The 22,566-nt window shown below is 69.2% G+C and carries 22 protein-coding genes; 7 read left to right on the top strand and 15 right to left on the bottom strand.

The window, feature by feature from the left end:
- Nucleotides 1–113: 113 nt before the first annotated feature.
- The 3 genes from BM355_RS07610 to BM355_RS07600 form a co-directional block, all read right to left on the bottom strand.
- Nucleotides 114–461 (bottom strand): RNA polymerase-binding protein RbpA, encoded by a 348-nt coding sequence (locus tag BM355_RS07610; RefSeq protein WP_091696847.1) that lies wholly within the window; start codon nucleotides 459–461, stop codon nucleotides 114–116.
- Nucleotides 462–544: 83 nt separating this feature from the next.
- A complete protein-coding gene (locus tag BM355_RS07605) occupies nucleotides 545–1,777 on the bottom strand; it encodes an SPFH domain-containing protein (protein WP_091697112.1) in 1,233 nt (410 codons plus the stop codon).
- Between the two features lie 80 nt (nucleotides 1,778–1,857).
- Nucleotides 1,858–2,337: an NfeD family protein gene (locus BM355_RS07600; protein WP_091696844.1), complete on the bottom strand. Its 480-nt coding sequence runs from the start codon at nucleotides 2,335–2,337 to the stop codon at nucleotides 1,858–1,860.
- Nucleotides 2,338–2,516: 179 nt separating this feature from the next.
- On the opposite strand from BM355_RS07600, the gene BM355_RS07595 reads away from it, so the two are divergent.
- Both BM355_RS07595 and BM355_RS07590 read left to right on the top strand, forming a co-directional pair.
- Nucleotides 2,517–4,676: a S9 family peptidase gene (locus BM355_RS07595; RefSeq protein WP_091696842.1), complete on the top strand. Its 2,160-nt coding sequence runs from the start codon at nucleotides 2,517–2,519 to the stop codon at nucleotides 4,674–4,676.
- Nucleotides 4,677–4,685: 9 nt separating this feature from the next.
- Complete coding sequence (locus BM355_RS07590; protein ID WP_091696839.1) at nucleotides 4,686–6,905, top strand: NADPH-dependent 2,4-dienoyl-CoA reductase; 2,220 nt, start codon at nucleotides 4,686–4,688, stop codon at nucleotides 6,903–6,905.
- A 6-nt stretch (nucleotides 6,906–6,911) separates the two neighbouring features.
- On the opposite strand, the gene BM355_RS07585 is transcribed toward BM355_RS07590, so the two are convergent.
- The 3 genes from BM355_RS07585 to BM355_RS07575 are packed head-to-tail and all read right to left on the bottom strand — an operon-like array spanning nucleotide 6,912 to nucleotide 9,284.
- Nucleotides 6,912–8,072, bottom strand: a complete 1,161-nt coding sequence (locus BM355_RS07585; RefSeq protein ID WP_091696836.1) for a MalY/PatB family protein — start codon at nucleotides 8,070–8,072, stop codon at nucleotides 6,912–6,914.
- A gap of 39 nt (nucleotides 8,073–8,111) precedes the next feature.
- On the bottom strand, nucleotides 8,112–8,900 hold the full coding sequence (locus BM355_RS07580; protein ID WP_091696834.1) for a DUF4259 domain-containing protein: 789 nt from the start codon (nucleotides 8,898–8,900) through the stop codon (nucleotides 8,112–8,114).
- A 42-nt stretch (nucleotides 8,901–8,942) separates the two neighbouring features.
- Complete coding sequence (locus BM355_RS07575) at nucleotides 8,943–9,284, bottom strand: single-stranded DNA-binding protein (RefSeq protein ID WP_091696832.1); 342 nt, start codon at nucleotides 9,282–9,284, stop codon at nucleotides 8,943–8,945.
- Between the two features lie 125 nt (nucleotides 9,285–9,409).
- Between BM355_RS07575 and BM355_RS07570 the strand changes: the two genes are divergently transcribed.
- Entirely contained in the window at nucleotides 9,410–9,829 is a 420-nt protein-coding gene (locus tag BM355_RS07570; RefSeq protein WP_091696830.1) for a GNAT family N-acetyltransferase, read from the top strand.
- A gap of 16 nt (nucleotides 9,830–9,845) precedes the next feature.
- On the opposite strand, the gene BM355_RS07565 is transcribed toward BM355_RS07570, so the two are convergent.
- The gene (locus BM355_RS07565; RefSeq protein ID WP_091696827.1) at nucleotides 9,846–10,913 is read right to left on the bottom strand and encodes an LLM class flavin-dependent oxidoreductase; all 1,068 of its coding nucleotides are present in this window, start codon (nucleotides 10,911–10,913) and stop codon (nucleotides 9,846–9,848) included.
- On the bottom strand, nucleotides 10,910–11,533 hold the full coding sequence (locus BM355_RS07560) for an isochorismatase family protein (RefSeq protein WP_091697111.1): 624 nt from the start codon (nucleotides 11,531–11,533) through the stop codon (nucleotides 10,910–10,912). The genes BM355_RS07565 and BM355_RS07560 overlap by 4 nt, the downstream gene beginning before the upstream one ends.
- A 126-nt stretch (nucleotides 11,534–11,659) precedes the next feature.
- On the opposite strand from BM355_RS07560, the gene BM355_RS07555 reads away from it, so the two are divergent.
- The 4 genes from BM355_RS07555 (at nucleotide 11,660) to BM355_RS07540 (ending at nucleotide 16,142) form a co-directional block, all read left to right on the top strand.
- Nucleotides 11,660–12,634: a GlxA family transcriptional regulator gene (locus tag BM355_RS07555; RefSeq protein WP_091696825.1), complete on the top strand. Its 975-nt coding sequence runs from the start codon at nucleotides 11,660–11,662 to the stop codon at nucleotides 12,632–12,634.
- 587 nt (nucleotides 12,635–13,221) lie between these two features.
- Nucleotides 13,222–14,352 carry a tyrosine-type recombinase/integrase gene (locus BM355_RS07550; protein ID WP_091696822.1) on the top strand — a complete coding sequence of 377 codons (1,131 nt, stop codon included), beginning with the start codon at nucleotides 13,222–13,224 and terminating at the stop codon, nucleotides 14,350–14,352.
- 3 nt (nucleotides 14,353–14,355) lie between these two features.
- Nucleotides 14,356–14,688, top strand: a complete 333-nt coding sequence (locus BM355_RS07545; RefSeq protein ID WP_091696820.1) for a helix-turn-helix domain-containing protein — start codon at nucleotides 14,356–14,358, stop codon at nucleotides 14,686–14,688.
- A complete protein-coding gene (locus BM355_RS07540) occupies nucleotides 14,685–16,142 on the top strand; it encodes a recombinase XerD (RefSeq protein ID WP_143109448.1) in 1,458 nt (485 codons plus the stop codon). Before BM355_RS07545 ends, BM355_RS07540 begins: the two co-directional genes overlap by 4 nt.
- Nucleotides 16,143–16,337: 195 nt before the next feature.
- Here BM355_RS07540 and BM355_RS07535 read toward each other — a convergent pair whose 3' ends face one another.
- From BM355_RS07535 to BM355_RS14860, 7 genes are all read right to left on the bottom strand, one after another.
- A complete protein-coding gene (locus tag BM355_RS07535; protein WP_091697110.1) occupies nucleotides 16,338–17,018 on the bottom strand; it encodes a metal-dependent transcriptional regulator in 681 nt (226 codons plus the stop codon).
- A gap of 47 nt (nucleotides 17,019–17,065) precedes the next feature.
- Nucleotides 17,066–18,307, bottom strand: coding sequence for an Nramp family divalent metal transporter (locus tag BM355_RS07530; protein ID WP_091696815.1), 1,242 nt, complete (start codon nucleotides 18,305–18,307; stop codon nucleotides 17,066–17,068).
- Nucleotides 18,308–18,850: 543 nt separating this feature from the next.
- Nucleotides 18,851–19,318, bottom strand: coding sequence for a DUF4307 domain-containing protein (locus BM355_RS07525; protein ID WP_091696813.1), 468 nt, complete (start codon nucleotides 19,316–19,318; stop codon nucleotides 18,851–18,853).
- A 298-nt stretch (nucleotides 19,319–19,616) separates the two neighbouring features.
- Nucleotides 19,617–20,306 carry a vitamin K epoxide reductase family protein gene (locus tag BM355_RS07520; protein WP_091696811.1) on the bottom strand — a complete coding sequence of 230 codons (690 nt, stop codon included), beginning with the start codon at nucleotides 20,304–20,306 and terminating at the stop codon, nucleotides 19,617–19,619.
- 8 nt (nucleotides 20,307–20,314) lie between these two features.
- A complete protein-coding gene (locus BM355_RS07515; protein ID WP_091696809.1) occupies nucleotides 20,315–21,079 on the bottom strand; it encodes a DsbA family protein in 765 nt (254 codons plus the stop codon).
- 50 nt (nucleotides 21,080–21,129) lie between these two features.
- Entirely contained in the window at nucleotides 21,130–22,047 is a 918-nt protein-coding gene (locus tag BM355_RS07510; protein WP_091696806.1) for a cation diffusion facilitator family transporter, read from the bottom strand.
- A gap of 145 nt (nucleotides 22,048–22,192) precedes the next feature.
- Nucleotides 22,193–22,387: an ArsR/SmtB family transcription factor gene (locus BM355_RS14860; RefSeq protein ID WP_342715251.1), complete on the bottom strand. Its 195-nt coding sequence runs from the start codon at nucleotides 22,385–22,387 to the stop codon at nucleotides 22,193–22,195.
- Between the last annotated feature and the right edge of the window lie 179 nt (nucleotides 22,388–22,566).

Raw genomic sequence — 22,566 nt, 5'->3', positions numbered from 1 at the left:
GGATTCAGCACTTGGCGTGCACGTGATCTGAGTGGGGAAAGCCTGTATTCAGAAGAACCCCGGCAGTCCGTGAGGGACTGCCGGGGTTCTTCGCTGTCTGAGGGGGGGCCAGCTCAGGCGCCGGCGGTCTCCCCGCGGCGCTCACGGAGCTTGGCGAGCTGACCCTTCAGGGCCTCCTCGAGCTCCTCCACGCTGCGGCGCTCCAGCAGCATGTCCCAGTGGGTGCGGACCGGCTTCTCATTGCCCGGCTCCGGCTTCTCACCGTTGACCAGCAGAGCCTCCTTGCCGGTCTTGGTGGTCCAGGTGGCGGGCACATCGGCCTCCGTGGAGAACCAGACGGCCACCTCCTCGCCGTCCTCGCACCGGTAGCGGACCTGCTGACGCGGTGCCGGCTCGACTCCGGCCTCAGACTCCATGGACTGTGCGCCCAGGCGCATGCCGCGCAGGCTGCGGTCACTCATTCGTTCTCCCTTCCGGCCCCGCGGTCAGCAGGGCGGTACGACGTCGACCCTCGAGTCTACCGGGGTCTACCGTCTCCAACGCCTCAGAGTCCGGGGTTGTTCCCACGCCCGTGCTCGTCCTGATCCAGGTGGACCTCAGGATCACGCTGCGGAGCGGCGGGGCGGTGGTGCTCCGGATCAGTGGGGGCGTTCAGGGCGGCCTCGGCGGTGGAGGAGTGGTGCTCGTCCAGTTCCGGAGGCGGAGCCAGTGCCTCCTCCAGCGAGGTGTCGGTGACCTGGGCGATGCTCAGTCCCGAGTTCGAGAGCTCGGCCGCCGTGGTCGGACGGGGGGTCTTGCGCTTGCCGGAGGTGACCTGAGCACTCTGGTCCTGGCCGTCGTCGGGCTCGGCCTGTTCCTGGGGCTCGGCGCGGCGCGAGCCGCCGGTGGCGGCCTGGGCCAGGTTCTGCAGCTGGTCGCCGCCGAAGGCCGCACCCATCCGCCCCAGGGCATCGGTGAACTCGGAGGGGATGATCCAGAGCTTGTTGGAGTCGCCCTCGGCCAGCTTGGGCAGGGTCTGGAGGTACTGGTAGGCCAGCAGGTCCGGATCCGGTCGGCCCTCGTGGATCGCCTCGAACACCGAGTGGATGGCCTCGGCCTCCGCGTTGGCCCGCAGGATCCGGGCCTGGGCGTCGCCCTCGGCGGCGAGGATGGCGGCCTGGCGCTGCCCCTCGGCAGTGAGGATCTCGGACTGCTTGGTGCCCTCCGCGGTCAGGATGGCAGCACGGCGGTCGCGCTCGGCACGCATCTGCTTCTCCATGGAGTCCTGGATGGACAGCGGCGGGTCGATCGCCTTGAGCTCCACGCGCGAGACCCGCAGGCCCCACTTGCCGGTGGCCTCGTCCAGCACGCCACGCAGCTGGTTGTTGATGGAGTCGCGGCTGGTCAGGGCCTCCTCCAGATTCATCCCGCCGACCACGTTGCGCAGGGTGGTGGTGGTCAGCTGCTCCACGGCGTGGATGTAGTTGGCGATGCCGTACGTGGCGGTCTTGGCGTCGGTGACCTGGAAGTAGACCACGGTGTCGATCGAGACCACCAGGTTGTCCTCGGTGATGACCGGCTGCGGCGGGAAGGAGACGACCTGCTCGCGCATGTCCATCAGCGGCAGCATGCGATCGATGAACGGCACCATCAGGGTCAGGCCTGCCCCCTGGGTGCGCTGGTACTTGCCGAGCCGTTCGATCACGCCGGTGCGTGCCTGGGGCACGATCCTCACGGCGCGGGCGAGGATGATCCCCACCACGACGGCGACGACGATGAGCACGATGATGACTTCCACCGTCACGTCCCTCCTGCGGCTGGTCTGCCGCGTGTTGTGGCCGACGTCAGGGGCGCCGGCTCGGATGTCTCTGTGCCGGTTCAGGCGGTGCGGCCGGAGTCCCAGTCGATCTCCGGCTGGGCGGCCACGCGCAGGGTGGCCCCGTCCACGGTCTCGATCTCGGCGGTGCTGCCGGCCGGTATGGTCTGGCCTTCCGGGGCACGCGCGGTCCAGATCTCTCCGTCCACCTTGACCAGACCGGTGGTGGCGGTGGTCTCCTCCAGCACCTGAACGGTCCGTCCCGGCAAGGCGTCGGCGTTGGTGAGCTGGTCCGGGCTGCCCTTCTTCAGGTGCTTGAGCGCGGTGGGGCGGACCACCACGAGCATCAGCAGGGAGACCGCGGCGAACACCGCGATCTGCAGCCAGGGGTCGCCTCCGGCCAGTGCGGTGGCCAGCGCTGCAGCAGATCCGGCGGCCAGCATCAGGAAGATCAGGTCCAGCACCAGGACCTCGACCACGGCCAGGGCGACGGCCAGGGTCAGCCACAGGGCCCAGAGGTTCTCGCCGATCCAGTCGCCCACAGGTGCTGTCCTCTCCTGGCGGGGGTTGTGCCGCCGGTCGGTTCCTCGATGCCGGGCATCGAGACGCGGCGCTGCTCTGCGCGCGTCCTCCCATCCTGCCCTGACCATGAGGGCGGGACAATGCGCCGCACGCAGACGGAACCGCATCGTGACCTCCGGTGGGGATCTAATGTGGTCCCATGCGTCCTGACCAGCTTGAGCTCATCGTCTCCACCGGCACCCCGTCCCTGTCCCCGGATGGTCGTCAGCTGGTGGTGGCCACCTCCCGAGCCGACTTCGGCACTGACGGGTACACCGGACAGCTCTGGCTGGTCCCCACCGACCAGTCGAGTCCGCCACGCCGGCTCACCCGTGGATATGCGGACACCAGTCCTCGGTTCTCCCCGGACGGGTCCATGATCGCCTTCCTGCGCAGCGCTCCCGGATCTGCGCCCCAGCTGGCTGTCCTGCCGGTGGGCGGCGGTGAGGCACGCATCCTGACGGATCGACACCTGGGCGTTCGCGGGTTCAACTGGTCCCCGGACAACTCGTGGCTGTGCTTCACCTCGGCCGAACCGGAGGAGGGACGGTACGGAACAGTGGAGGGGGTCAGCGCCGCGCAGGAGGACCCGCGGCTGGTCACCGGCCCCGACTACCGGATCAACGGGCTCGGCTACACTGCCGACCGGCTGCCGCGCCTGTTTGAGATCGCCGTGCCGGACCTGGACGAGGAGCCGGTCTTCGAGCCCCGTGGCAGGGCCGCGAAGGCACGGTCCGAGGAGAAGGACAAGGACAGGCACGACGACGGCCGGTTCCCGAAGGCGCGTCAGCTCACAGAGGGTGAGCGTGAGGCCCACGATCCGGTCTACGCCGCGGACTCCCGGCACATCTTCTTCACCACCACTCCGGCCGCCGGATTCGGCAGGGATCTGCGCTCAGCCGTGGCCGTCCTGGAGGCGCGCCCCGCCTCCGGCGGGGCGGACGCGGCAGGTGAGGGGCCGTCGTCGGGACCGGTGCGACTGGTGGCCGGCGGGACGGCGGGCACCCTCTCCTTCGACGGTCCCTGCGTCTCCCGCAACGGCGAATGGCTGTACCTGCTGGGATCCGATCTGGGGGAGTCCGGCCAGGAGTTCGTGGCCTCGAACACCGGTGTCTATGTGCTCTCGGCCGCGAATGCCGTGCGGCAGGCGGCCGAGGGGTGGGAGCAGCCGGCGCAGGGGCTGGCTCCCCGCCTGTTGACGGATCTGGAGACCATGAACTGCTCCGGCGGGCCGCTGCGCCTGTCCGGACAGGACAATGTGCTCGCGCTGGCCGAGGACCGTGGACGCACCGTGCTGGTGTGGATGACCCACCACGGCCAGCCTGAGGTGCTGGTGGAGATGCCCGGGTCCGTGGTGGGTGCCTCCGAGGCCGGTGGCACCCTGGCCGTCTCCTACGCCACCCCGGATTCGCCGGGCCAGGTGGGCATCCAGCACCGGGGGACCGGACTGACCACGCTGTTCGATCCGAACGGACCGCTGCGGGAGCAGACCACGGTGGCTCTGGGGCAGGAACGGACCTATGCCTCCGCGGACGGCTCGGGGGTCCACGGCTGGGTTTTCGTGCCGGAGGGGCAGGGGCCGCATCCGGTGCTGCTGAACATCCATGGCGGCCCCTATGCGCAGTACACGCACGACTGGTTCGATGAGACCCAGGTGCTGGTGGAGGCCGGGTACGCCGTGGTCATGTGCAATCCGCGCGGCTCCAACGGCTATGGAGCCGCCCACGGTGCAGCCGTGAAGCACGCCATGGGCACCGTGGACCTGCAGGACATCCTCGGGTTCCTGGACGGGGCCCTGGCCGAGTTCGGCTCGACCGGTGTGGGCGTGATGGATGAGAAGCGGCTCGGGGTGATGGGCGGCTCTTACGGTGGACTGATGACCGCCTTGGTCACCGCGCACGACCACCGGTTCACGGCAGCGATCGTGGAGCGGGGCTACCTGGATCCGCTCTCGGCGCTCGGCTCCAGCGACATCGGCTGGTTCTTCACCCCCGAGTACTTCGGCACGGACCGTGCGACCGTGGAGCGCCAGAGCCCTCTGGCCCAGGTCCACCGGGTCCGGACACCCACCCTGGTGATCCACTCCGAGGACGATCTGCGCTGTCCGCTCGAACACGCCCAGCGGTACTACCACGCGCTCTGGGCCCAGGGCGTGGAGTCTGAACTGCTGATCTTCCCCGGTGAGAACCACGAGCTCTCCCGCTCCGGCACCCCGTGGCACCGGCAGGCGCGGTTCGAGCATCAGCTCAGGTGGTGGGCTCGGTTCCTGCCGACCGCACGCAACGGCGGGGAGGCAGACACGTCGGTTACCAGTGAGTAACATAGCCGCATGACCTCCACCGCATACCCTCACATGTTCACACCCATCCGACTGGGCGGTGTGGAGCTGCCGAACCGTCTGATCATGGGCTCGATGCACATGGGCCTGGAGAACCGGGGGCAGGACTACTCCAAGCTGGGCGCGTTCTACGCCGAGCGTGCACGCGGGGGAGTGGGGCTGATCGTCACCGGCGGGTTCTCCCCGAATCTGACCGGTCTGCTGGATCCGACCTCGGGGACCATGAGCTCGGCACGCGATGCCCGCAAGCACCGGGTGATCACCGAGGCCGTGCACCAGGCCGGTGGGCGGATCGCCCTGCAGCTGCTGCACGCTGGCCGGTACGGATACCACCCGTTGATCGCCTCGGCCTCTCGCCGGAAGTCGCCCATCACCCCGTTCACTCCTCGGGCGCTGTCCACCCGCGGGGTGGAGCAGACCGTGAAGGACTTCGTGCGGGCGGCCGGATTCGCCCGGCAGGCCGGGTACGACGGCGTGGAGATCATGGGCTCGGAGGGCTATCTGATCAATCAGTTCCTCTCCCCTCGCACGAATGACCGTACCGATGCCTGGGGCGGCACCCCCGTACGGCGCCGACGGCTGGCCACCGAGATCGTCCGCCGCATCCGCGCCGCGGCCGGGCCGGACTTCCTGATCACCTTCCGCATGTCCATGGTGGACCTGGTGCCGGACGGTCAGACCCTGGAGGAGACCCTGGACCTGGCCCGGGGGCTGGAGCACGCCGGGGTGGACCTGCTCAACACCGGCATCGGCTGGCATGAGGCGCGCGTGCCCACCATCGTCACCTCCGTGCCGCGGGCGGCGTTCGTGGACTTCACCCGCCGGGTCAAGGAGGTCGTGTCCGTCCCGGTGGCCGCCTCGAACCGGATCAACATGCCCCAGACCGCCGAGCAGATCCTCGCCGAGGGCCAGGCCGACCTGGTCAGCATGGCCCGCCCGTTCCTGGCCGATCCTGACTGGGCGCTCAAGGCGCAGGCCGGGTCCCCGGAGCGGATCAACACCTGCATCGCCTGCAACCAGGCGTGCCTGGACCACACCTTCCAGCACAGGAACGCCTCCTGCCTGGTGAATCCGCGGGCCGGACGCGAGACCGAGGAGCCGTTCCGGAAGCTGCTGCCGGTGCGGCCGATCTCCGGCACACCGGCACCAAGACCCACGGGCCGCCGCATCGCCGTGGTCGGAGCCGGCCCGGCGGGTCTGGCCGCCGCCACCACCGCTGCATCACTGGGCCACCAGGTGGACCTCTTCGAAGCGGACGCACAGATCGGCGGCCAGTTCCGGCTGGCTCGGCAGATCCCCGGCAAGGAGGAGTTCGCCGAGACCCTGCGGTACTTCCGGCAGCGGATCGAGGACACCGGGGTGGCCCTGCATCTGGAGCGGCGCGTGACCGCTGAGGAACTCGCCGGGGGTGGGTATGACCATGTCATCCTCTCCACCGGGGTGCTGCCCCGCGAGGTGGATATCCCGGGCGCTGACCGGGCGAATGTGCACTCCTACGCGGACGTGGTGGACGGCAAGGCGGTGATCGGGCCGCGCGTGGCGATCATCGGCGCCGGCGGCATCGGATTCGATGTCGCAGAGCTGCTCACTGAACCGCATTCAGAGGACCGCCCGTTCCAGGCGCACACGTCCGCCCACGAACCCCAGGAGCTGGGGGAGTGGCAGCGCGACTGGGGCGTGGACGCCTCCTTCAGCACGGCCGGCGGAGTGCAGAAGCCGCATCCGGAGCCCTCACCGCGTCAGGTGTACCTCGTCCAGCGCAAGACCTCCAAGATGGGGGCCGGGCTGGGCAAGACCACCGGATGGGTGCACCGGGCGGCGGTCAAGGCTCGAGGCGTGGAGTTCATCACCGGTGCCACCTACGAACGGATCGACGATCTGGGGCTGCACCTGACGGTCCAGGCCGAGAGCTCCCGACGACGGCCGGCTGGCCTGGCAGGTCAGGCTCAGCGGGTGGTGGAGGCGGGCAAGGCGGCCATCGCCGATCTGCCGTTCGTGTCCGCTGAGTCTCTGAGCACTCCCGGCGAGGTCAGGGTGCTGGAGGTGGACGACGTCGTGATCTGTGCCGGTCAGGTCTCCTGCCGGGAGCTGACCGCAGGACTGGACCAGGCCGGGGTGCCGTACACCTTGGTGGGCGGGGCGGATGTGGCCGCGGAACTGGACGCCAAGCGAGCGATCGAGCAGGCCACCCGCGTGGCCGCCGAGCTCTAGGCTCGGTCAGTTCCGGTGGTCGGCCCAGGCGGTGCCCATGGCTGCGATGATCCGTTCGAGACGCTCCCTCGAGGTCCCTATGTTCAGCCGGACCCGGCCACGGCAGGAGGGGTCGAAGATCTCGCCGGGGGAGAGCATGACCTGCGCGTGGTCCAGGAAGAACTGCGCGGGGTCCTCCAGTCCGAGCGGGCTGAAGTCCAACCAGGCCAGGAAGCTGGCCTGCGGCGGGAGGCAGCGGACTCCGGGCAGATGCTTCTCGAGTAGGGCGACCAGGTGCTGGGACTGGTCTTCGAAGTGCTGCACGACCTCGTCCAACCACTCAGTTCCGTCCTGGAACGCGGCCTCGGCGGCCAGGACACCCCAGTGGCCTGCCTCGGTCTGAGTGATCGCCGGGTCCACCTGCTCTGGCCAGGGGCCCTGCGGAGAGCGCACGAGCAGTCCGCACTTCAGCCCGGCGATGTTCCAGGACTTGGACGCTGAATGGACGGCGATCCCGGTCGTCCGGGCCGCATCCGAGACGGTGAGGTAGGGGACGAACTCCACGCCCGAGTGGACCAGGGGAGCGTGGATCTCATCGGAGATGACCGTGGCGTGGTGCTCTGCGGCCAGCTCGGCCAGCGCGGCGAGCTCCTCACCGGTGTAGACCCGGCCCAGGGGGTTCTGAGGGCTGCACAGCAGGATGATCCGGGTACCGTCCTCCAGCGCCTGGCGCACACCCTGCAGGTCCATTCGCCCACCCGTGGCGACATCGAGCAGGGGAACCTCCACCGGGTGCAGTCCGGCGTGCTCCACCCAGGTGTAGAAGTTGTTGTAGACCGGAGGCATGATGACCACCCCGCGATCCGAGCCGGCCAGGTGGGACATGACGGTGGCAGAAGCACTGGCCACATCCACGTGGACGGTCACGTCCTCAGGGCGCGGAGACCACGTCCAACGGTCGGCGGCGAAGCGCGCGAAAGCCGACTGAAGGCCGGCTACCTCGCCGGGGTATCCGGTGTCATGGGCGTCCAGGGCCTGCTGCAGCCGCTGGGTGATGGCCGGGGCGATCTTCACATCCATCTCGGCGACCCAGGCCGGGATCACTTCCGATCCGACGGTGCCCCATTTGACGCTCGCCCGTGAGCGCAGCTGGACATCGGTCAGGTCGAAGAGGGGAGTGGCTGTCATGCGTCCATCGTGTCAGAGAGTCGGCGTGGTGCGGGTGCTTCAGCTGCCCAGGCGTTCCTGGGCGAACGAGTGTTCGAACTGCGTGGCGTAGAACGCCCAGTTCGCGAAGGAGTAATGGGCGTCGTCGACTGCCGTCCAGTCCTCCTGCCGACCCAGGTGCTGCAGGTCGATGCCCTGCCAGTCCGGGTCCTTCGTGCGGCCGCTGCCCGCGCAGATGCACCAGTCATCGACACTTCCGTCCGGCCTGGGGGCACCAGGATGGTCCGGCAGGGCCACCGCCTGGTCGAAGGTCGGTGCGGTGTGCTCGGACCAGTCCAGACGCTGCATGACCGGTGCCTCGAAGTGCCGGTTGCTCTCGACGCCGATGACCCGGAACACCAGGGTGGCGCCCTGCGCAGGGGTGTAGGACAGCAGGTCTCCGGGCACCAGGTCAGTGGTGGGCCGGTACGGCCGACGGATCTTCTTCCGGGACGGCTGGGGCCCGGTCAGCTTCGTGCGCAGGGCCTGCAGGGCGGCCTTGCGCTTCTTCAGGTCCGCCCCGTCACCGTCGTCGGCCTCCTCAGCCCAGTACTCCAGGCCCTCGCCGGTGTCGATGATCCGCAGTGCCTCGTCCCTGACCCGATCCTCGAGGCGTCCCGCCTGCTGCTGCGCGGCGGCCAGGGCCAGCCACAGGACATGCACCTCGTCGTCGTCGAGGTCCTGGTAGCGGTGGAGGATCCGCTGTGTGGCCTCTTCGTCCGGCACCTGGTCCTCGAGCAGCTCGCGGTACTCGCTGCGGATGTCGCTGGCTGTGTCGTCCGAGAAGATCGCTGGTCCCCATACACCCATCTGGCCAGGCTAGAGCAAGCTCAGCCCGAGTCAACGGGCCCGTCAACGCCGCCGGACCCGCACCGCCTCGACCTCGTAGCGGGAGGCCCGTCCGGCCCCGGTGGCGAAGAAGCGTCGGCGCAGGGCGCCCCTCACCTCCACCTGCAGTCCGTCGGTGAATCTCACTGCAGATGCGCGTGTGCGAGCCGTCCAACAGGCGATGTCTATGGTGTCCACGGAGGCGCGTGAGCCGGCGTCGGGCCCCTTCTTCCGCTGCGGGCGGGGGACCACCAGGCGGAACTGGACCAGAAGGTCCCCGCTGGGCAGCTCCCGTTCAGTGGGCTCGCCGCTGACCTTGCCGGCCAGGCGAACCTCGTTCACGGGTGGTGTCGGGTCAGATGTCATGGCATCAGCGTGACGCAACGAGACTGTGCGCGGGAGACGCGGAGGCGGAATTGGTGACCACTCCAGGTCGCCGGGACCCTGTGCAGGAAGGGCGGGCCGGGGAGTCGCCCGATACAGCGGCACCCATGACCTTCGCCCTCACCACTGACGCCCCTCCGATGGAGAGCGTCCTCGCCCGGTACGACTCCGTGGGCTGGAGTGCCTACACGAGCGATCCTGAGACGCTGGGTCGTGCGCTGCACGGTTCTTCGCACGTGGTCTGCGCGTGGGACGGGGACCGACTGGTCGGGCCGGCACGGGTGATCAGCGACGGCGCCACCATCGCCTACCTGCAGGACGTGCTGGTCCACCCTGGCCTGCACCAGCGCGGCATCGGCAGAAGACTGGTCCAGGCCGCGTTCGAACCCTTCGCCGCTGTGCACCAGAAGGTGCTGTTGACCGACGACGATGACTCCCAGCGCGCCTTCTACACGGCGCTGGGCTTCACCGAGACCCACGACGTCGGCCCGTCGCCGGTGCGTGCCTACGTCCGGTTCGACGGGTGAGACACCCCGGAGAGACTCAGTCCTCGGGCAGGCTGTAGTGGTCTGCGATCAGCTCGAGGGTGCGGGTGTGGACCTCACGGGAGTGGCCACCGGTCACCAGCATGACTTCATCCACCTGGGTGTGCTGATGCAGCGCCTCCAGTCCGTGGGCGACATCCGCTGCCGTGCCGTGCAGGGTGCGTTCCGTCCACTCCCGGATGAACTGTCCCTCGCGCACCCCGGAGGCCATCCTCTCCACGTCGTCCGGATGGGGGATGGAGAAGCCCTGGCCGAGGAACATCCGCATCATGCCCATGGCCGAGGTGGCGGCATGTCGGCGGGCCTCAGCCGGGTCGTCGAGGGCGATCGTCCCGATGCTGAGCAGGCTGTACGGCTCCTCCAGCACAGATGAGGCACGGAACTGCTCGCGGTAGATCTGCATGGCGCTCACCACGTCCGCACTGCCGAACTGCAGGGCGAACGCATAGGGACGTCCCAGCCGCGCGGCCAACTGGGCGGAGTACACCGAGGATCCCAGGATCCAGATCTGGGGGAGTGAGTCCGAGCCCGTGACATGGTTCTGCTCAGACTGCCAGGGCCCCGGCACCGCATGGACTCGCCCGTAGGGATGCCCTGGGGGATGCGTGTCCTCCAGGAAGGCGAAGAGTTCGTCCACCTGATCCGGGAACTGCTCGTTGGCTCCCTGGTGGCGACGCAGGGCCGCGGCGGTGGCACCGTCCGTCCCGGGAGCTCGGCCCAGTCCCAGATCGATCCGTCCGGGCGCCAGGGCCTCGAGCATGCCGAACTGCTCGGCGATCACCAGCGGGACGTGGTTGGGCAGCATGATCCCGCCGGCGCCCAGACGGATGCGCTCGGTCTCTCCGATCAGCCGAGCGACCATCAGCTGCGGGGACGACGTGGAGGCGCCCGGCATGGCGTGGTGCTCAGACATCCAGAACCGCTCGAAACCTCGACGGTCAGCGGCGCACGCCAGGTCGATCACCCCGGTGAAGGCCTCCTGCGCCGTATGGCCCTCGCCGGTGATCGCATTGTCCAGGACGGAGAGGACGAACGGAGCCGTGCCCTGCGGATGCGGCCGGATCATGCGCGACCCTGGGCAGCAGACTCGACCAGGTTGCTCGTGGCCAGAGGCGCACCGACCTCCAGGGCAGTGGCCCAGTCCGAGGTGGAGGCCACGGCGGCGAAGTTGGAGTGCAGGAGTGCCATCAGCGTGGTGTGGACGGTCTCTGCCTTCACCGCACCGGCGGCGTTGGCCAGATCGATGGCCCCGGTGGCGTCCGAGAGGACCTCCACGGCCAGGCCGTGGACCTCGGCGTCGCTGGCGGAGGCGATGATGCAGTTGTTGGTCATGTATCCCACCAGGGTGATGGTGTCGACCTCCTGCTTGCGGAGCCAGTCCAGCAGATCCGTCCCCGGGAAGACCGAGCCGAACTGCTTGACCACGGTCTTCCAAGCCTCCGATCGCAGCTGCTCGACGGCATCATGCAGCTGTCCCTCGGGCGCCTCCAGATTGAAGACCGGCGCGCCCGCACCTGCGAAGTGCTGGACCACAGCCACCGGGATTCCGTGCTGCTCGGCCGCGCGGATGGCGTCGGCGATCCGCTGGATCGACTCCTCCCGCGGTGGGTACTGGATGGGCAGCAGTCCGGTGAAGTACTCCTGCTGGGCATCGACCACGACTAGGGCGCGGCGGGGTGCAGTCATGGGGTGGGACCTCCAGGTCGTCAGGGTGCGGATCTCACGCAGTCCATCCAGCATCCCGGGGTCCACCCCCTGACTGCCAGTGGCACGCGTGCATACCTATGATGGATTCGGGCCACAGAGAGGGGAATGAGCGTGCGGATCGCGGTCTATGGCGTCGAGGGCGTGACGATGTTCCACCTGTCGGTGCCTCAGATGGTGTTCGGCGAGGTCGCACGTCTGGCGCTGGCCCCGTGGGAGACGGTCCTGTTCACCGAGGACGGCGGATCGATCCGCACGGCTGAGGGGTACCGGGTGGAGGGCCTGCAGGACCTGGGTGCAGCGGCGGCTGCCGACGTCGTCGTGATCCCTGCCTGGCATGAGGACCACAGGCCGCCCTCTGCCAGGTTGGCCCAGGCACTGCGTACAGCTCATGGCCGGGGTGCCTCCGTGGCGGGGCTGTGCCTGGGGGCCTTCGCCGTGGCCGAGGCTGGACTGCTGGACGGACGCCCGGCGGTGACCCATTGGCAGGCGCTGGAGGACTTCAGCAGTCGGCATGCTGAGATCGCAGTGGACCGGACCGTCCTCTACATCGACCATGGGGACGTGCTGACCTCCGCTGGGACGGCCGCGGCTATTGACGCCTGTCTCCACCTGGTGCGCACCCGGCTCGGCGCGGAGGCCGCCAATCAGGTGGCACGGAGCCTCGTGGTGGCACCGCACCGTGGGGGAGGGCAGGCCCAGTACATCGACCGCCCGGTCCTGCCGAAGAAGGAGTCCAGCCCGATCGCCGAGACCCTGGACTGGGCGTTGACGCACCTGCAGGACCCCCTGACGGTCGACGACCTCGCTGCCGCGGCCCACATGAGCAGGCGCACCTTCATCCGGGCCTTCAGGCAGGTGACCGGCACGACGCCGGCCGCCTGGCTGCGTGCCCGCCGCCTGGACGAGGTCCGGCGACTCCTGGAATCGACGGACCTGCCGATCGACCAGGTCGCGGCCGAGTGCGGGTTCTCCAGCCCGATCACCATGCGGCAGAACTTCGGTGCGGCCTTCTCCACGACGCCCTCGGAGTATCGGCGACGATTCACCGCCCGGTCTGATCACCGCAGGGATCCTGAGTGATCAGCTCAGCGTTGGCCATCCCAGCGCCCTGCGTTTGAATGATGTAAAGCTAGACGTGAGAGAACGCACCTGGCTGAGTGCAGAGCGAAGGGCAGGATGACCAGCCTGCCCCTTGAGGCGGTGCTGACGCTCGAATGGGCTGAACGCTGGTGAACCGCAACGTTCCTGACCGAGCGTTCGTATCGGCCAGGGCTTCACTCAGCGCCGCACGTCCGTGGAATGCCCCGGAGAACCACCCGGCCTGACGCGACCAGCACCCACGTCCACCAGGACGGCCGCCCGTCACTCGCACTGCATCAGCAGACCACCGCGACACACTGGTCCACCCAGCCCCTGTCCGGACCCGTTCCCAAAGGCCGATAATCGACATTACGTCAACTTGACCATGGCATGTTGGCGATGTCTGCGAATCCGCCGGTTGGGACGACTCCCCCATGACGGAGCGCTGGAGATCGGTTTCTGAGCGGGCCGCGGAGCACTTGCAGTACACCGATGTCCGGACACAGGGGCCAAGAACACCGGGCTGACCAGCGGTTTACGGCAAGCATTGACGGTGGTTCGCGGTTAGTGCGAAGATTTCGCTCATTATGCGAACGCCTGAGGTGGGTCCGGTCGGCAGTGTTCCGCCGGTGCTGCGCTGCGGGACGGGCGTGCTGAACGAGGCCGAGACGGTGTGGGTGGCGATGCTGGACGGGTGGGCGGCCCAGCAGTTCGCCCGGAACCTCTCGGCGGGCACGGTGGAGGGCCGCCGGTCCACGGTGATGCGGTTCCGGCGGTTCGCCGAGGCCTATCCGTGGCAGTGGACGGCCTCGGTGGTGGACGAGTTCTTCCTGGAGCTGCGGGCGGTCAAGGGTGCGGCCCGGTCGACGGTGCTGGGGTACCAGAACGCGCTGAGGATGTTCTTGGAGTACCTGACGGACCCGGCGTATGGGTGGGGCGAGCAGTGCTGGGAGCGGTTCGGTGAGCACCCGGCGCAGGTCTTCCACGAGTGGAACACCGCCCGTCACGCCCAGGATGCGGTGGCCACCCCGGGCAAGCGCCCGTACACCCGGGACGAGCTCGAGGACCTCTTCGACTGCGCCGATGACCGGGTGCTGCGCATTCGCCAGGCCGGGGCCAAGGGGTGGATCCCGGCGTTCCGCACCGCGACGATCATGAAGGTCGCCTACGCGTGGGGGCTGCGCCGCAACGAGGTCCGCTGCCTGGACCTGGTCGACATCGCCACCAATCCGCGGGCACCTCAGTTCGGCAACGCGGGAATTATCTACGTCCGGCACGGCAAGGCCATGCGCGGTTCCCCGCCGAAGCGGCGCAGCGTGCTGACCGTGCCGGAGTTCGACTGGGCCGTGGAATGCCTGCGGCAATGGACCGATCAGGTGCGCCCGTTGTACGCCCCGGCCCGTTCGACCTGGTTGTGGCCGAGCGAGCGGGGCACCGCAGCGATCGCCGCGGACTCGCTGAGCCGGGCTTTCAATGAGGTCAAGCGGGAGGCCGGGCTGGATGATGACCTGGACTTCCACTCGCTGCGCCGGTCTTACGTCACCCACCTGATCGAGGCCGGCTACGACGCGTTCTTCATCCAGCAACAGGTCGGCCACGAGCACGCCTCGACGACCTCGATCTACACCGGCCTGTCCCCCGATTACCGGGCCCGGGTCGTGGACGGGGCCATCCACCGGATGGCCGCGACCGCAATGACCACCAGCAAGGAGTACTGACCCATGAAACGGCACGTGGAGTACACCTGGCGGCTGCGGGAGGTCATGGCCGCCCGGGGGATGAACAACCTCTCCGAGCTCATCCCCCACCTGCACGATCGCGGGGTGAGCCTGTCGTCTTCCCAGCTCTACCGGCTGCTCGGGGCCACCCCGGAGCGGATGAACCTGACTCTGCTCGGGGCGCTGCTGGACGTGTTGGAGTGCAGCTTCGAAGATCTCTGCCCCACCACGGTGGTGGCCACTCCGGTCCGGCACCAGGCCACCGGCACCGAGGCCAGCACCGCGAAGAGAGACGCCATCCGCCCGATCAGGGCCCGCATTCACCGGCCCGAATGAGCCGGCCGGCCTTCATCGGGCCCTGCGCCCGCTGCGACCGCACTGGGGTGAGGTTCGCGGCCACTTGGCCCGGGGGGCGGATCTGCCGGCGCTGCTACCAGCGCGCCACCCGCCTGCACGGCACCTGCCCCGGCTGCGCCCAACACCGCCTACTGCCCGGGCTACTCGACGGCGCCCCGGCCTGCGCCGACTGCACCGGCATCCCGGCCGACTTCCACTGCACCCGGTGCGGGCGCGAGGACGAGTTCGTGCGCACCGGACTCTGCGCCCACTGCTGCCTGGCCGATGACCTCACCGTGCTGCTCGACGATGGCACCGGGGCCATCGCTGCACCACTGCTCCCCCTGTTTACCGCCCTGACCGGCCAGAAGCACGCCCGTAGCGCCCGGATCTGGCTCACCATTAACCGGCACGCCGAACAATTGCTGCGGGATCTGGCCCAAGGCCGGCTGCCCCTGACTCACCAGACCTTCCAGGAGCACCCCTGCCCCGGCAAAGTCGCCTTCCTGCGCGCCTTGTGCCTCGAGCACCAACTACTGGAGCCGGTGAACCTGGACATCGAACGCTTCCAGTCCTGGCTCGAGACGAAGGTCAGCGCCTTGCCCGCCGAGGACGCCCGGATCATCCGGCAGTACGCCCTCTGGGTGCACCTGAACCGGATACATCACCTTCAGGCCACCGAGGGCCTGAAGAAGGGCACCTTCCTGGCCGCCAAGCAGTCCATCACCATGGCCATCGGCTTGCTGGGACACGTCAGGGCCCGCGGACACAGCCCCGCGGAATGCACTCAGCACGACGTGGACGCCTGGCTGGCCGGTGGGCCCACCACCCGGAGTCTGGCTCGGGGCTTCGTGCGTTGGGCCGTCGAGCACGGGCACCTGCCCACCGTGGATTTCCCCTACCGCATCGCCCAGGCCACCCCTGTCATCAGCCAGGCCCAGCGGCTGGAACACCTCCGGACCCTCACCGAACCCTCAACTCAGATCCCGGGCACACTGCAAGTCGCCGCTCTGTTCCTGCTGCTCTACGGTCAATCGCTCACCCGCATCTCGCGGATGCGCCTGGCACAGATCCACGACACCGAGGGCAAGCTCACCGTGAGCTTCACCGACGACCGACTCCAGATCCCGCCCCCGTTCGACAGGATCGTGCGGGCACATCTTGACGCGCTGCCGCACACGAACACCTCCGCGCACCGGGCCAACACCTGGCTCTTCCCCGGCATGAGGCCCGGAGAACACCTGCACCAGAACACCATCATGAGCCGCCTGCGTGAGCGAGGCATCGACCTGCTCGGCGCCCGCAACGCCTCTCTGCGGGCCCTGGTCCTGGAAATGCCCGCGCCCATCGTCGCCGACGCCCTCAATTACAGCTACCAAGTCACCGACAAACACCGCCGCGACGCGGGCGCCACCTTCACCGACTACATCAACCACCGCAGCACCGATCTCTGACCTTGGGCTCCCCGCGTAGCCCGCTCCCGCTCTGGAATCGAGAGAATACGCCGGTCACGAACACGTCAGGCCAGCACTTGAAGATTAACCATGTGCATTTCTGGCACATCGTGAAGATGCGGATCACGCTGCTGGGGTCACTCGGGCCAGGTCCTGAGCAGGAGGTCGTCTGCCTGGCTAGTGAGGTGTCGTTCGTCAGGGACCGGGAGCGGGTGTCACCCAGATGGCGGTGGTTTCCTCGAGACCCAGATCGATCGGTCCGCTGGGTCGGCCGAGCAGTCCGGTGAGGGTGCCATCGGGGTGTCGGTCGGTGATGTGCAGGACTTGGCCCGGCAGGAGGTTCTTCTCCCGGAAGCGGGCGAGCCGGCCCGGGTCGGCGTCGGAGACTCGGGCCACGGTGTAGGGCCCCGGAGTGGCGTGGCTAAGCCGGGTGGCCTGAGCGGGGCGGTGGACGTGTCCAGTGGCGGTGGGGATGGGGTCCCCGTGCGGGTCGGTGACGGGGTGGTCGAGCAGGGCGTCGATGCGCTCGATCAGGGTCTCGGAGGCGGCATGTTCGAGGCGTTCGGCCTCCTCGTGGACCTCGTCCCAGGCGTAGCCCAGGGCGATGACCAGGAAGGTCTCGAGCAGTCGGTGGCGCCGGACCATGGCCACGGCGTAGTCGCGTCCGGCCGCGGTGAGGGTGACCGGCTTGTACGGGCGGTGCTCGACCAGCCCCTGGCCGGCCAGGCGCTTGACGGTGTCGGTGACGTTCGGGGCGCTGGTGCCGAACCGGGCGGCCAGGGCCGTGGTGGTGATCGGAGGGTCCCCCCATTCGGTGGCCGACCAGATGACCTTGAGGTAGTCCTGGGCCACCGGGGTGAGCTCGCTCGGATCCATGCCGGCCACGCTACCCAACACCCGGTCTCGGCCCTGTCCGGCGATCATCAGCCCTGGCCGGTGGCCATCAGCCCGATCAGGGCCAGATTCAGTGCCACGATCAGGCCCACCACCACCCAGGCCGCCACCCGCAAGGCCCTGGCGTTGGTGAAGGACCCCATCAGGGTGCGGTTGCCGGTCAGAGCGACCAGCGGGATCAGGGCGAAGGGGATGCCCAGGCTCAGCACCACCTGGGAGAGCACCAGCGCCCAGGTCGGGTCCGCCCCGGCGGCGATGATCACCAGCGCCGGGATCAGGGTGACGGCCCGGCGGGTCACCTGCGGGACGTGCCGGTGCAGCAGCCCGGCCATGATGGTGGACCCGGCATAGCAGCCCACCGAGGTCGAGGCCAGCCCCGAGGCCAGCAGTCCCAGGCCGAAGGCGACGCCGACCACCGGGCCCAGGGCGGTGGCGATCGCCGCGTGGGCGCCGTCGATGCTGTCGGTGCCGGGCACCCCGGCGAGGTTGCCGGCGGCCAGCAGCAGCATGGCGATGTTTACCGACCCGGCCACCAGCAGCGACAGCACCACGTCCCACCGGGTCGCCTTGAGCAGTCGCGGCAGGGCCGCCGGCGGGGGCGGGCTGCCGTGGCGGTCCCGGGCCAGGGAGGAGTGGGCGTAGATGGCGTGCGGCATGACGGTGGCCCCGAGCATGCTGGCGGCCAGCAGCACGGTCTGGGTGCCCTCGAATCGCGGCACGATCCCGGCCACCGCCCCGCCCCAGGAGACCGGGCCGAAGAACAGCCCGGAGACGAAGCCGAGGGTGACGATGACCAGCAGCCCGGTCACCACGAACTCAAAGGGCCGCTGCCCGTGCCGGGACTGGAGGGCCAGCAGCAGCATGGACACCGCCCCGATGATCAGCCCGCCGGCCAGCAGCGGGATGCCGAAGAGGATGTGCAGGGCGATCGCCCCGCCGATCACCTCGGCCAGGTCGGTGGCCGCGGCCACGCCCTCGGCCTGCACCCAATAGGCCAGCCGCCGGCCCCGCGGCAACCGCTTCCCCAGCAGCTCGGGCAGGGAGGAGCCGGTGACCAGCCCGAGCTTGGCTGAGAGGTACTGCACGAGCACGGCCATGGCATTGGCCGCCACCAGCACCCACACCAGCAGGTACCCGTACTGGGCCCCGGCGGTGAGGTTGGCCGCCACGTTGCCCGGATCCACGTAGGCCACCGACGCCACGAAGGCCGGTCCCAACAGCCAGGGCAGCGGCTGGCGCCGTACCCACTCCTCCCCCGACGGCGCCCGCACCGCCTGAGTGAACTCGTGTCGCGCGCCACTGTCCGCTATGAAAAGTTAAGGTACACGAACATTCACTTTGGCGGGACGATCGAGTCTCGGTAACCAGGCACCGTCGCCCGGGTTTCCGGGCCGGCCACGGCCTGGGCGATGCGGGGGCCAGCCGGGCGGCGCCGGCGGAGACGAAACCCAGCAGGACCGATCAGCAGGTGCAGGTCGGCGTGCCTCAGGGAATGCCCGATTGCCTGCCCGGAGGGGCCAAGGCCGGAGGCCTCCTGGTCACTGCGGTGATGCTCCGTGCGTGGTGGTGCAGCCGGTGGCGCCTCAGGTCGCCAGAGCTGTCGACGCGACGTCAGCGCTGTTGTTCGCTGACGACGCCGACTCGCCGCCTGCCAGGGCAGCTCCCGGGAAGGCGGCCGAGGGCGCCATCGATGTGGCTGAGACAAGAACTCCTGTTGACGGTTGGTGGCGCCGATGCCTCGAGCCGGGCTCCGGAAGTGAGTCGCGCAGAACCGCCTCGCTTTCCCAGCGGGAGTTCCGGCCATCTGGGGGGCGTCACGCGGGGTCGGGAATCCAGCAGGAGTTCACGCCGCCGGTGACGCCGAGCGCATCGGTGCGCAGGTCGACGTCGTAGTACTTCGTCTTGTCCGACGGGGTGTTCTCCGCGGAGGGGGTCTCGGGGCCGATGGTGATCGTGCGCCAACCGACCACGGCATAGTTTTCGGACAGCACCTGGATGGCGCACTCGACCGTGTCTTCGTAATCCTTGGTGAGCTGGAACGTCACCGACGCCTGGGTGGGGGACTTGATGTTGTACCCCACGTCTTTCCAGTCCAGGGTCTGGCCGTTGGTGGCCGCGGTGAACCACACCGCGAGACTCACGGCCACGGCGAGGGCCCCGGCGGCGATCCACTTGCCCCAGCGGGCGGGGAACGACGGCCCCGAGCTTGGGGGGCGCCCGTACCGGTTCGCCAGGCCATTATCCGGCGCAGGATCCGCCGGCGCCTGGGGTGTGGAAGTCATATCTCTCCATGATATCGCGGGGCGCCGCTGACCATCCCGAAACGTCCGGGCCCTCGAGGTTCGCTGTTTGTCGTCCCGAAATCCCCGGGTTCGCCGTCAGGGACCAGGGGTCAGGGGGCGGGAGAACAGACGAGAGCGAATGAGCAGTACCTCCGAACAGCACCGGGACGAGCCGGACGCCGACCACGGGACCGGCACTCCGGAATCCGGCGTCCCGTAGGCCAGGCCGCCTACGTTTTGGTCGGCTCCTGTGGGCCCGCCGCGGTGGTACCGAGAGTGCGGTGGTACGGCCGGGGTCTCAGTAGCCAGTGAGGGCGGGGAAGAAGGCCCAGAACACCGAGCCGGCCACGACCACGTACACGACGGCCACCAGGGTCCCGGCCCAGCCGGTCGCAAACCGCACCACCGCGGCGGGGGCGGGGATCACCCCGTGGGCGAGGTTGCGCACGGTGAGCAGGATGAACAGCGGGATCATCGCCGCCCACACGATCATGCAGTACAGGCACAGGATGTGGATCACGAACAACGCCTGGAACCACAACCAGGCCACGAACACCGCCCCGGCGGTGACCCCGACCTGCAGCCCGGCCCAGTACCAGCGCCCGGGCCGGGCCCCGGAGAGCACCACCATCGCGGTCGAGATCACCACGGCGAAGGCCACGATCCCAATCAGCGGGTTGGGGAAGCCGAACAGCTCGGACTGCCAGGTGCCCATCACCCGCCCGCAGGACACCCACGGATTGATGTCACAGCTGGTGATGTGCCCGGCATCCTCGTACAACTCCAGGCGCTCGAGCACCAGGATCGCCGAGGCCACCCAACCGACCACCCCGGTGACCAGCAGGACCAGACCGAAGGGGCGGTGCCGGGCGACAGCCGGCACCGGCGCCGGGGCACTCGGATCAGGATCGGCTGCGCGCTCGGTGGGGAGGTCGGTGAGGGGTTCAGTCTTCACGGGTGAGTCGGTGTCGGTGGCAGGGGTGCGCATGGTGCGGCTCAGTTGCTTGCGGCCGCGTCGACCTCGGCGCGGAACTGCTCCAGGGAGGTGAGGGTGAGCATCTCACCATCCAGGAAGAAGGTCGGGGTGCCCTGCACCCCCAGGGCGATGCCGTCGGCCACGTCCGCCTCGACTCGGACGCGGGTGGCCGGGTCGGCCACCGCCTTGTCGTAGGCGGCCATGTCCAGGCCCAACTCCTCGGCATAACCGCGGAACACCGGGCTCTTGTCCTCGGTGGCCTCACCCCACTGGGCCTGGGTCTCGAACATCCGCTGGTACATCGCCTCGTACTCACCCTGCTGGGCGGCGGCCTCCACCGCCACGGCCGCGGGCATCGCGTTGCGGTGCCCGGGCAGCGGGAAGTAACGGGTCACGAAGGTCACCGTGTCGGCGTACTCGGCCCGCAGTTCCTCCACGACCGGGTAGGCCGCCCCGCAGCCCTCGCACTCGAAGTCCAGGAACTCCACCAGCACGGCCTGCTCGTTCGGGGCCTTGGACAGCACCCGGCTGTTCGGGCGCACGACGAGCTCTCCGGCTTCCTCCGCGGTGGTCGGCCCGGACCCCTGGGCGGCGCTTTGGCCGGCCTGCGTCGCGGCGGCGTCCGGGGTGGCGTTTCGAGCGGCGCCGACGGCCACCACCCCGGCGATCACCCCGGCGACCACCACGGCGGCCAGCACGACCCAGACGATGGTCTTGGCCTTGCGGGACGTGGTGCCCGAGGTTGAGGAGTTGGCGGGGGTGGGATTGCGGGTCGGTGTGCTCACAAGGGTTCCAATCGGGTAGGGATGGCGGTGGTATCAGGGTAAGGGGCGGGTCAGGGGTGGTGGGTCTCGGTGTGGCGGTGGGCGGCCGGTTCGATCTGGAAGGTGGAGTGCTCGATGGCCACGTGGAAGTCCTCGGCCACGCACCGCTGCAGATCGGCCAGCACGGTGCCCAGGTGCCCGGCGGTCAGGCACTCATCGCGCACGGTGACGTGGGCCGAGAGCACGGGGGTGTCGGAGTCGATGCGCGAGGCGTGCAGGTCGTGCACCTCGACCACGTGCGGCAACTCGCCCAGCCGGGTGCGGACCGCCTCCAGGTCCAGGCCCTTGGGGGTGGTCTCCATGAGCACCTCGATGGTGTCGCGCAGCAGGATCAGGGACCTCGGCACGATCAGCGCGGCGATCAGCAGGGACACCACCGCATCGGCCCGGGTCCAGCCGGTGGTGGCGATCACGATCGCCGAGACGATGACCGCGACCGAGCCCAGCGCGTCGTTGAGCACCTCCAGGAACGCGGCCTTCATGTTCAGGTTCTGCCCCCGGGCCGAGGCCAGGATCGCCAGCCCGATGAGGTTGCCGGCCAACCCGATCACCCCGAACCAGAGCATGGTGGTGGATTCGACCGCCGGCGGGGCCAGGAGCCGGCGCACGCCCTCCACGGCCACGAACCCGCCCACGGCCAGCAGTACCGCCGCCTGCGCGGCGGCGGCGAGGATCTCGGCCCGCTGGTACCCCCAGGTGCGCTTGTCCGTGGCTGGTCTCAGCGCCAGGGACGCGGCGGTCAGGGCGATCAGCAGCCCGGCGGAGTCGGTGAACATGTGCCCGGCATCGGCCAGCAGGGCCAGGCTGCCCGAGGCCAGGGCGCCGATGATCTCGGCGACCATGATCGTGGCGGTGATGCCGAAGACCACGGCCAGCCGGCCCCGCCGGCCCGCCGCCGGCAGGGCATGGGCATGATCGTGTCCGCTCACACCAGCGTCTCTCTTCCACTCGATGGGTCATCCACTCAGCCCCCTCAGCTTGCCCGGGGAGGCTGGAAGCATGCTCAGTCCCGCCAGCGGGCCCGGTCCGGGCAACGCTCGGCCGAGACGGGCGTGGACCTCCGGGCCGGGGCGCTCATGCGCAGGTGCACCCCTGGGCGGAGCAGCAGTCCGGGTCGATGGCCGCGGTCAGCTCCAGCAGGTCTCCCAGGGTCTGGCCCAGGCGGGGGTCGGCCAGGGTGTACCAGACGTTGCGGCCCTCGGCCGTGCTGGACACCAGCCCGCAGCCACGCAGGCAGGCCAGCTGGTTGGACATCACCTGCTTGGACACCCCCAACTCCTGAGCCAGCTGGGAGGGCCGGGCCGGCTCGCAGGGCCAGCAGGATCCAGGTCCGGGTGTCGTCCGCCAGGGCATGGCCCAGCCGGGACAGCGCCGAGACATGCGTCGGAGTCATGGTGCGCATGCCCCCAACGGTACATCACAACGTGTATCGTCGCCGGGGGTTGCCG

The sequence above is a fragment of the Micrococcus terreus genome (genome assembly GCF_900116905.1).
GTDB classification, from domain to species: Bacteria; Actinomycetota; Actinomycetes; order Actinomycetales; family Micrococcaceae; genus Citricoccus; species Citricoccus terreus.
This window is presented reverse-complemented; position numbering and strand designations above follow the sequence as displayed.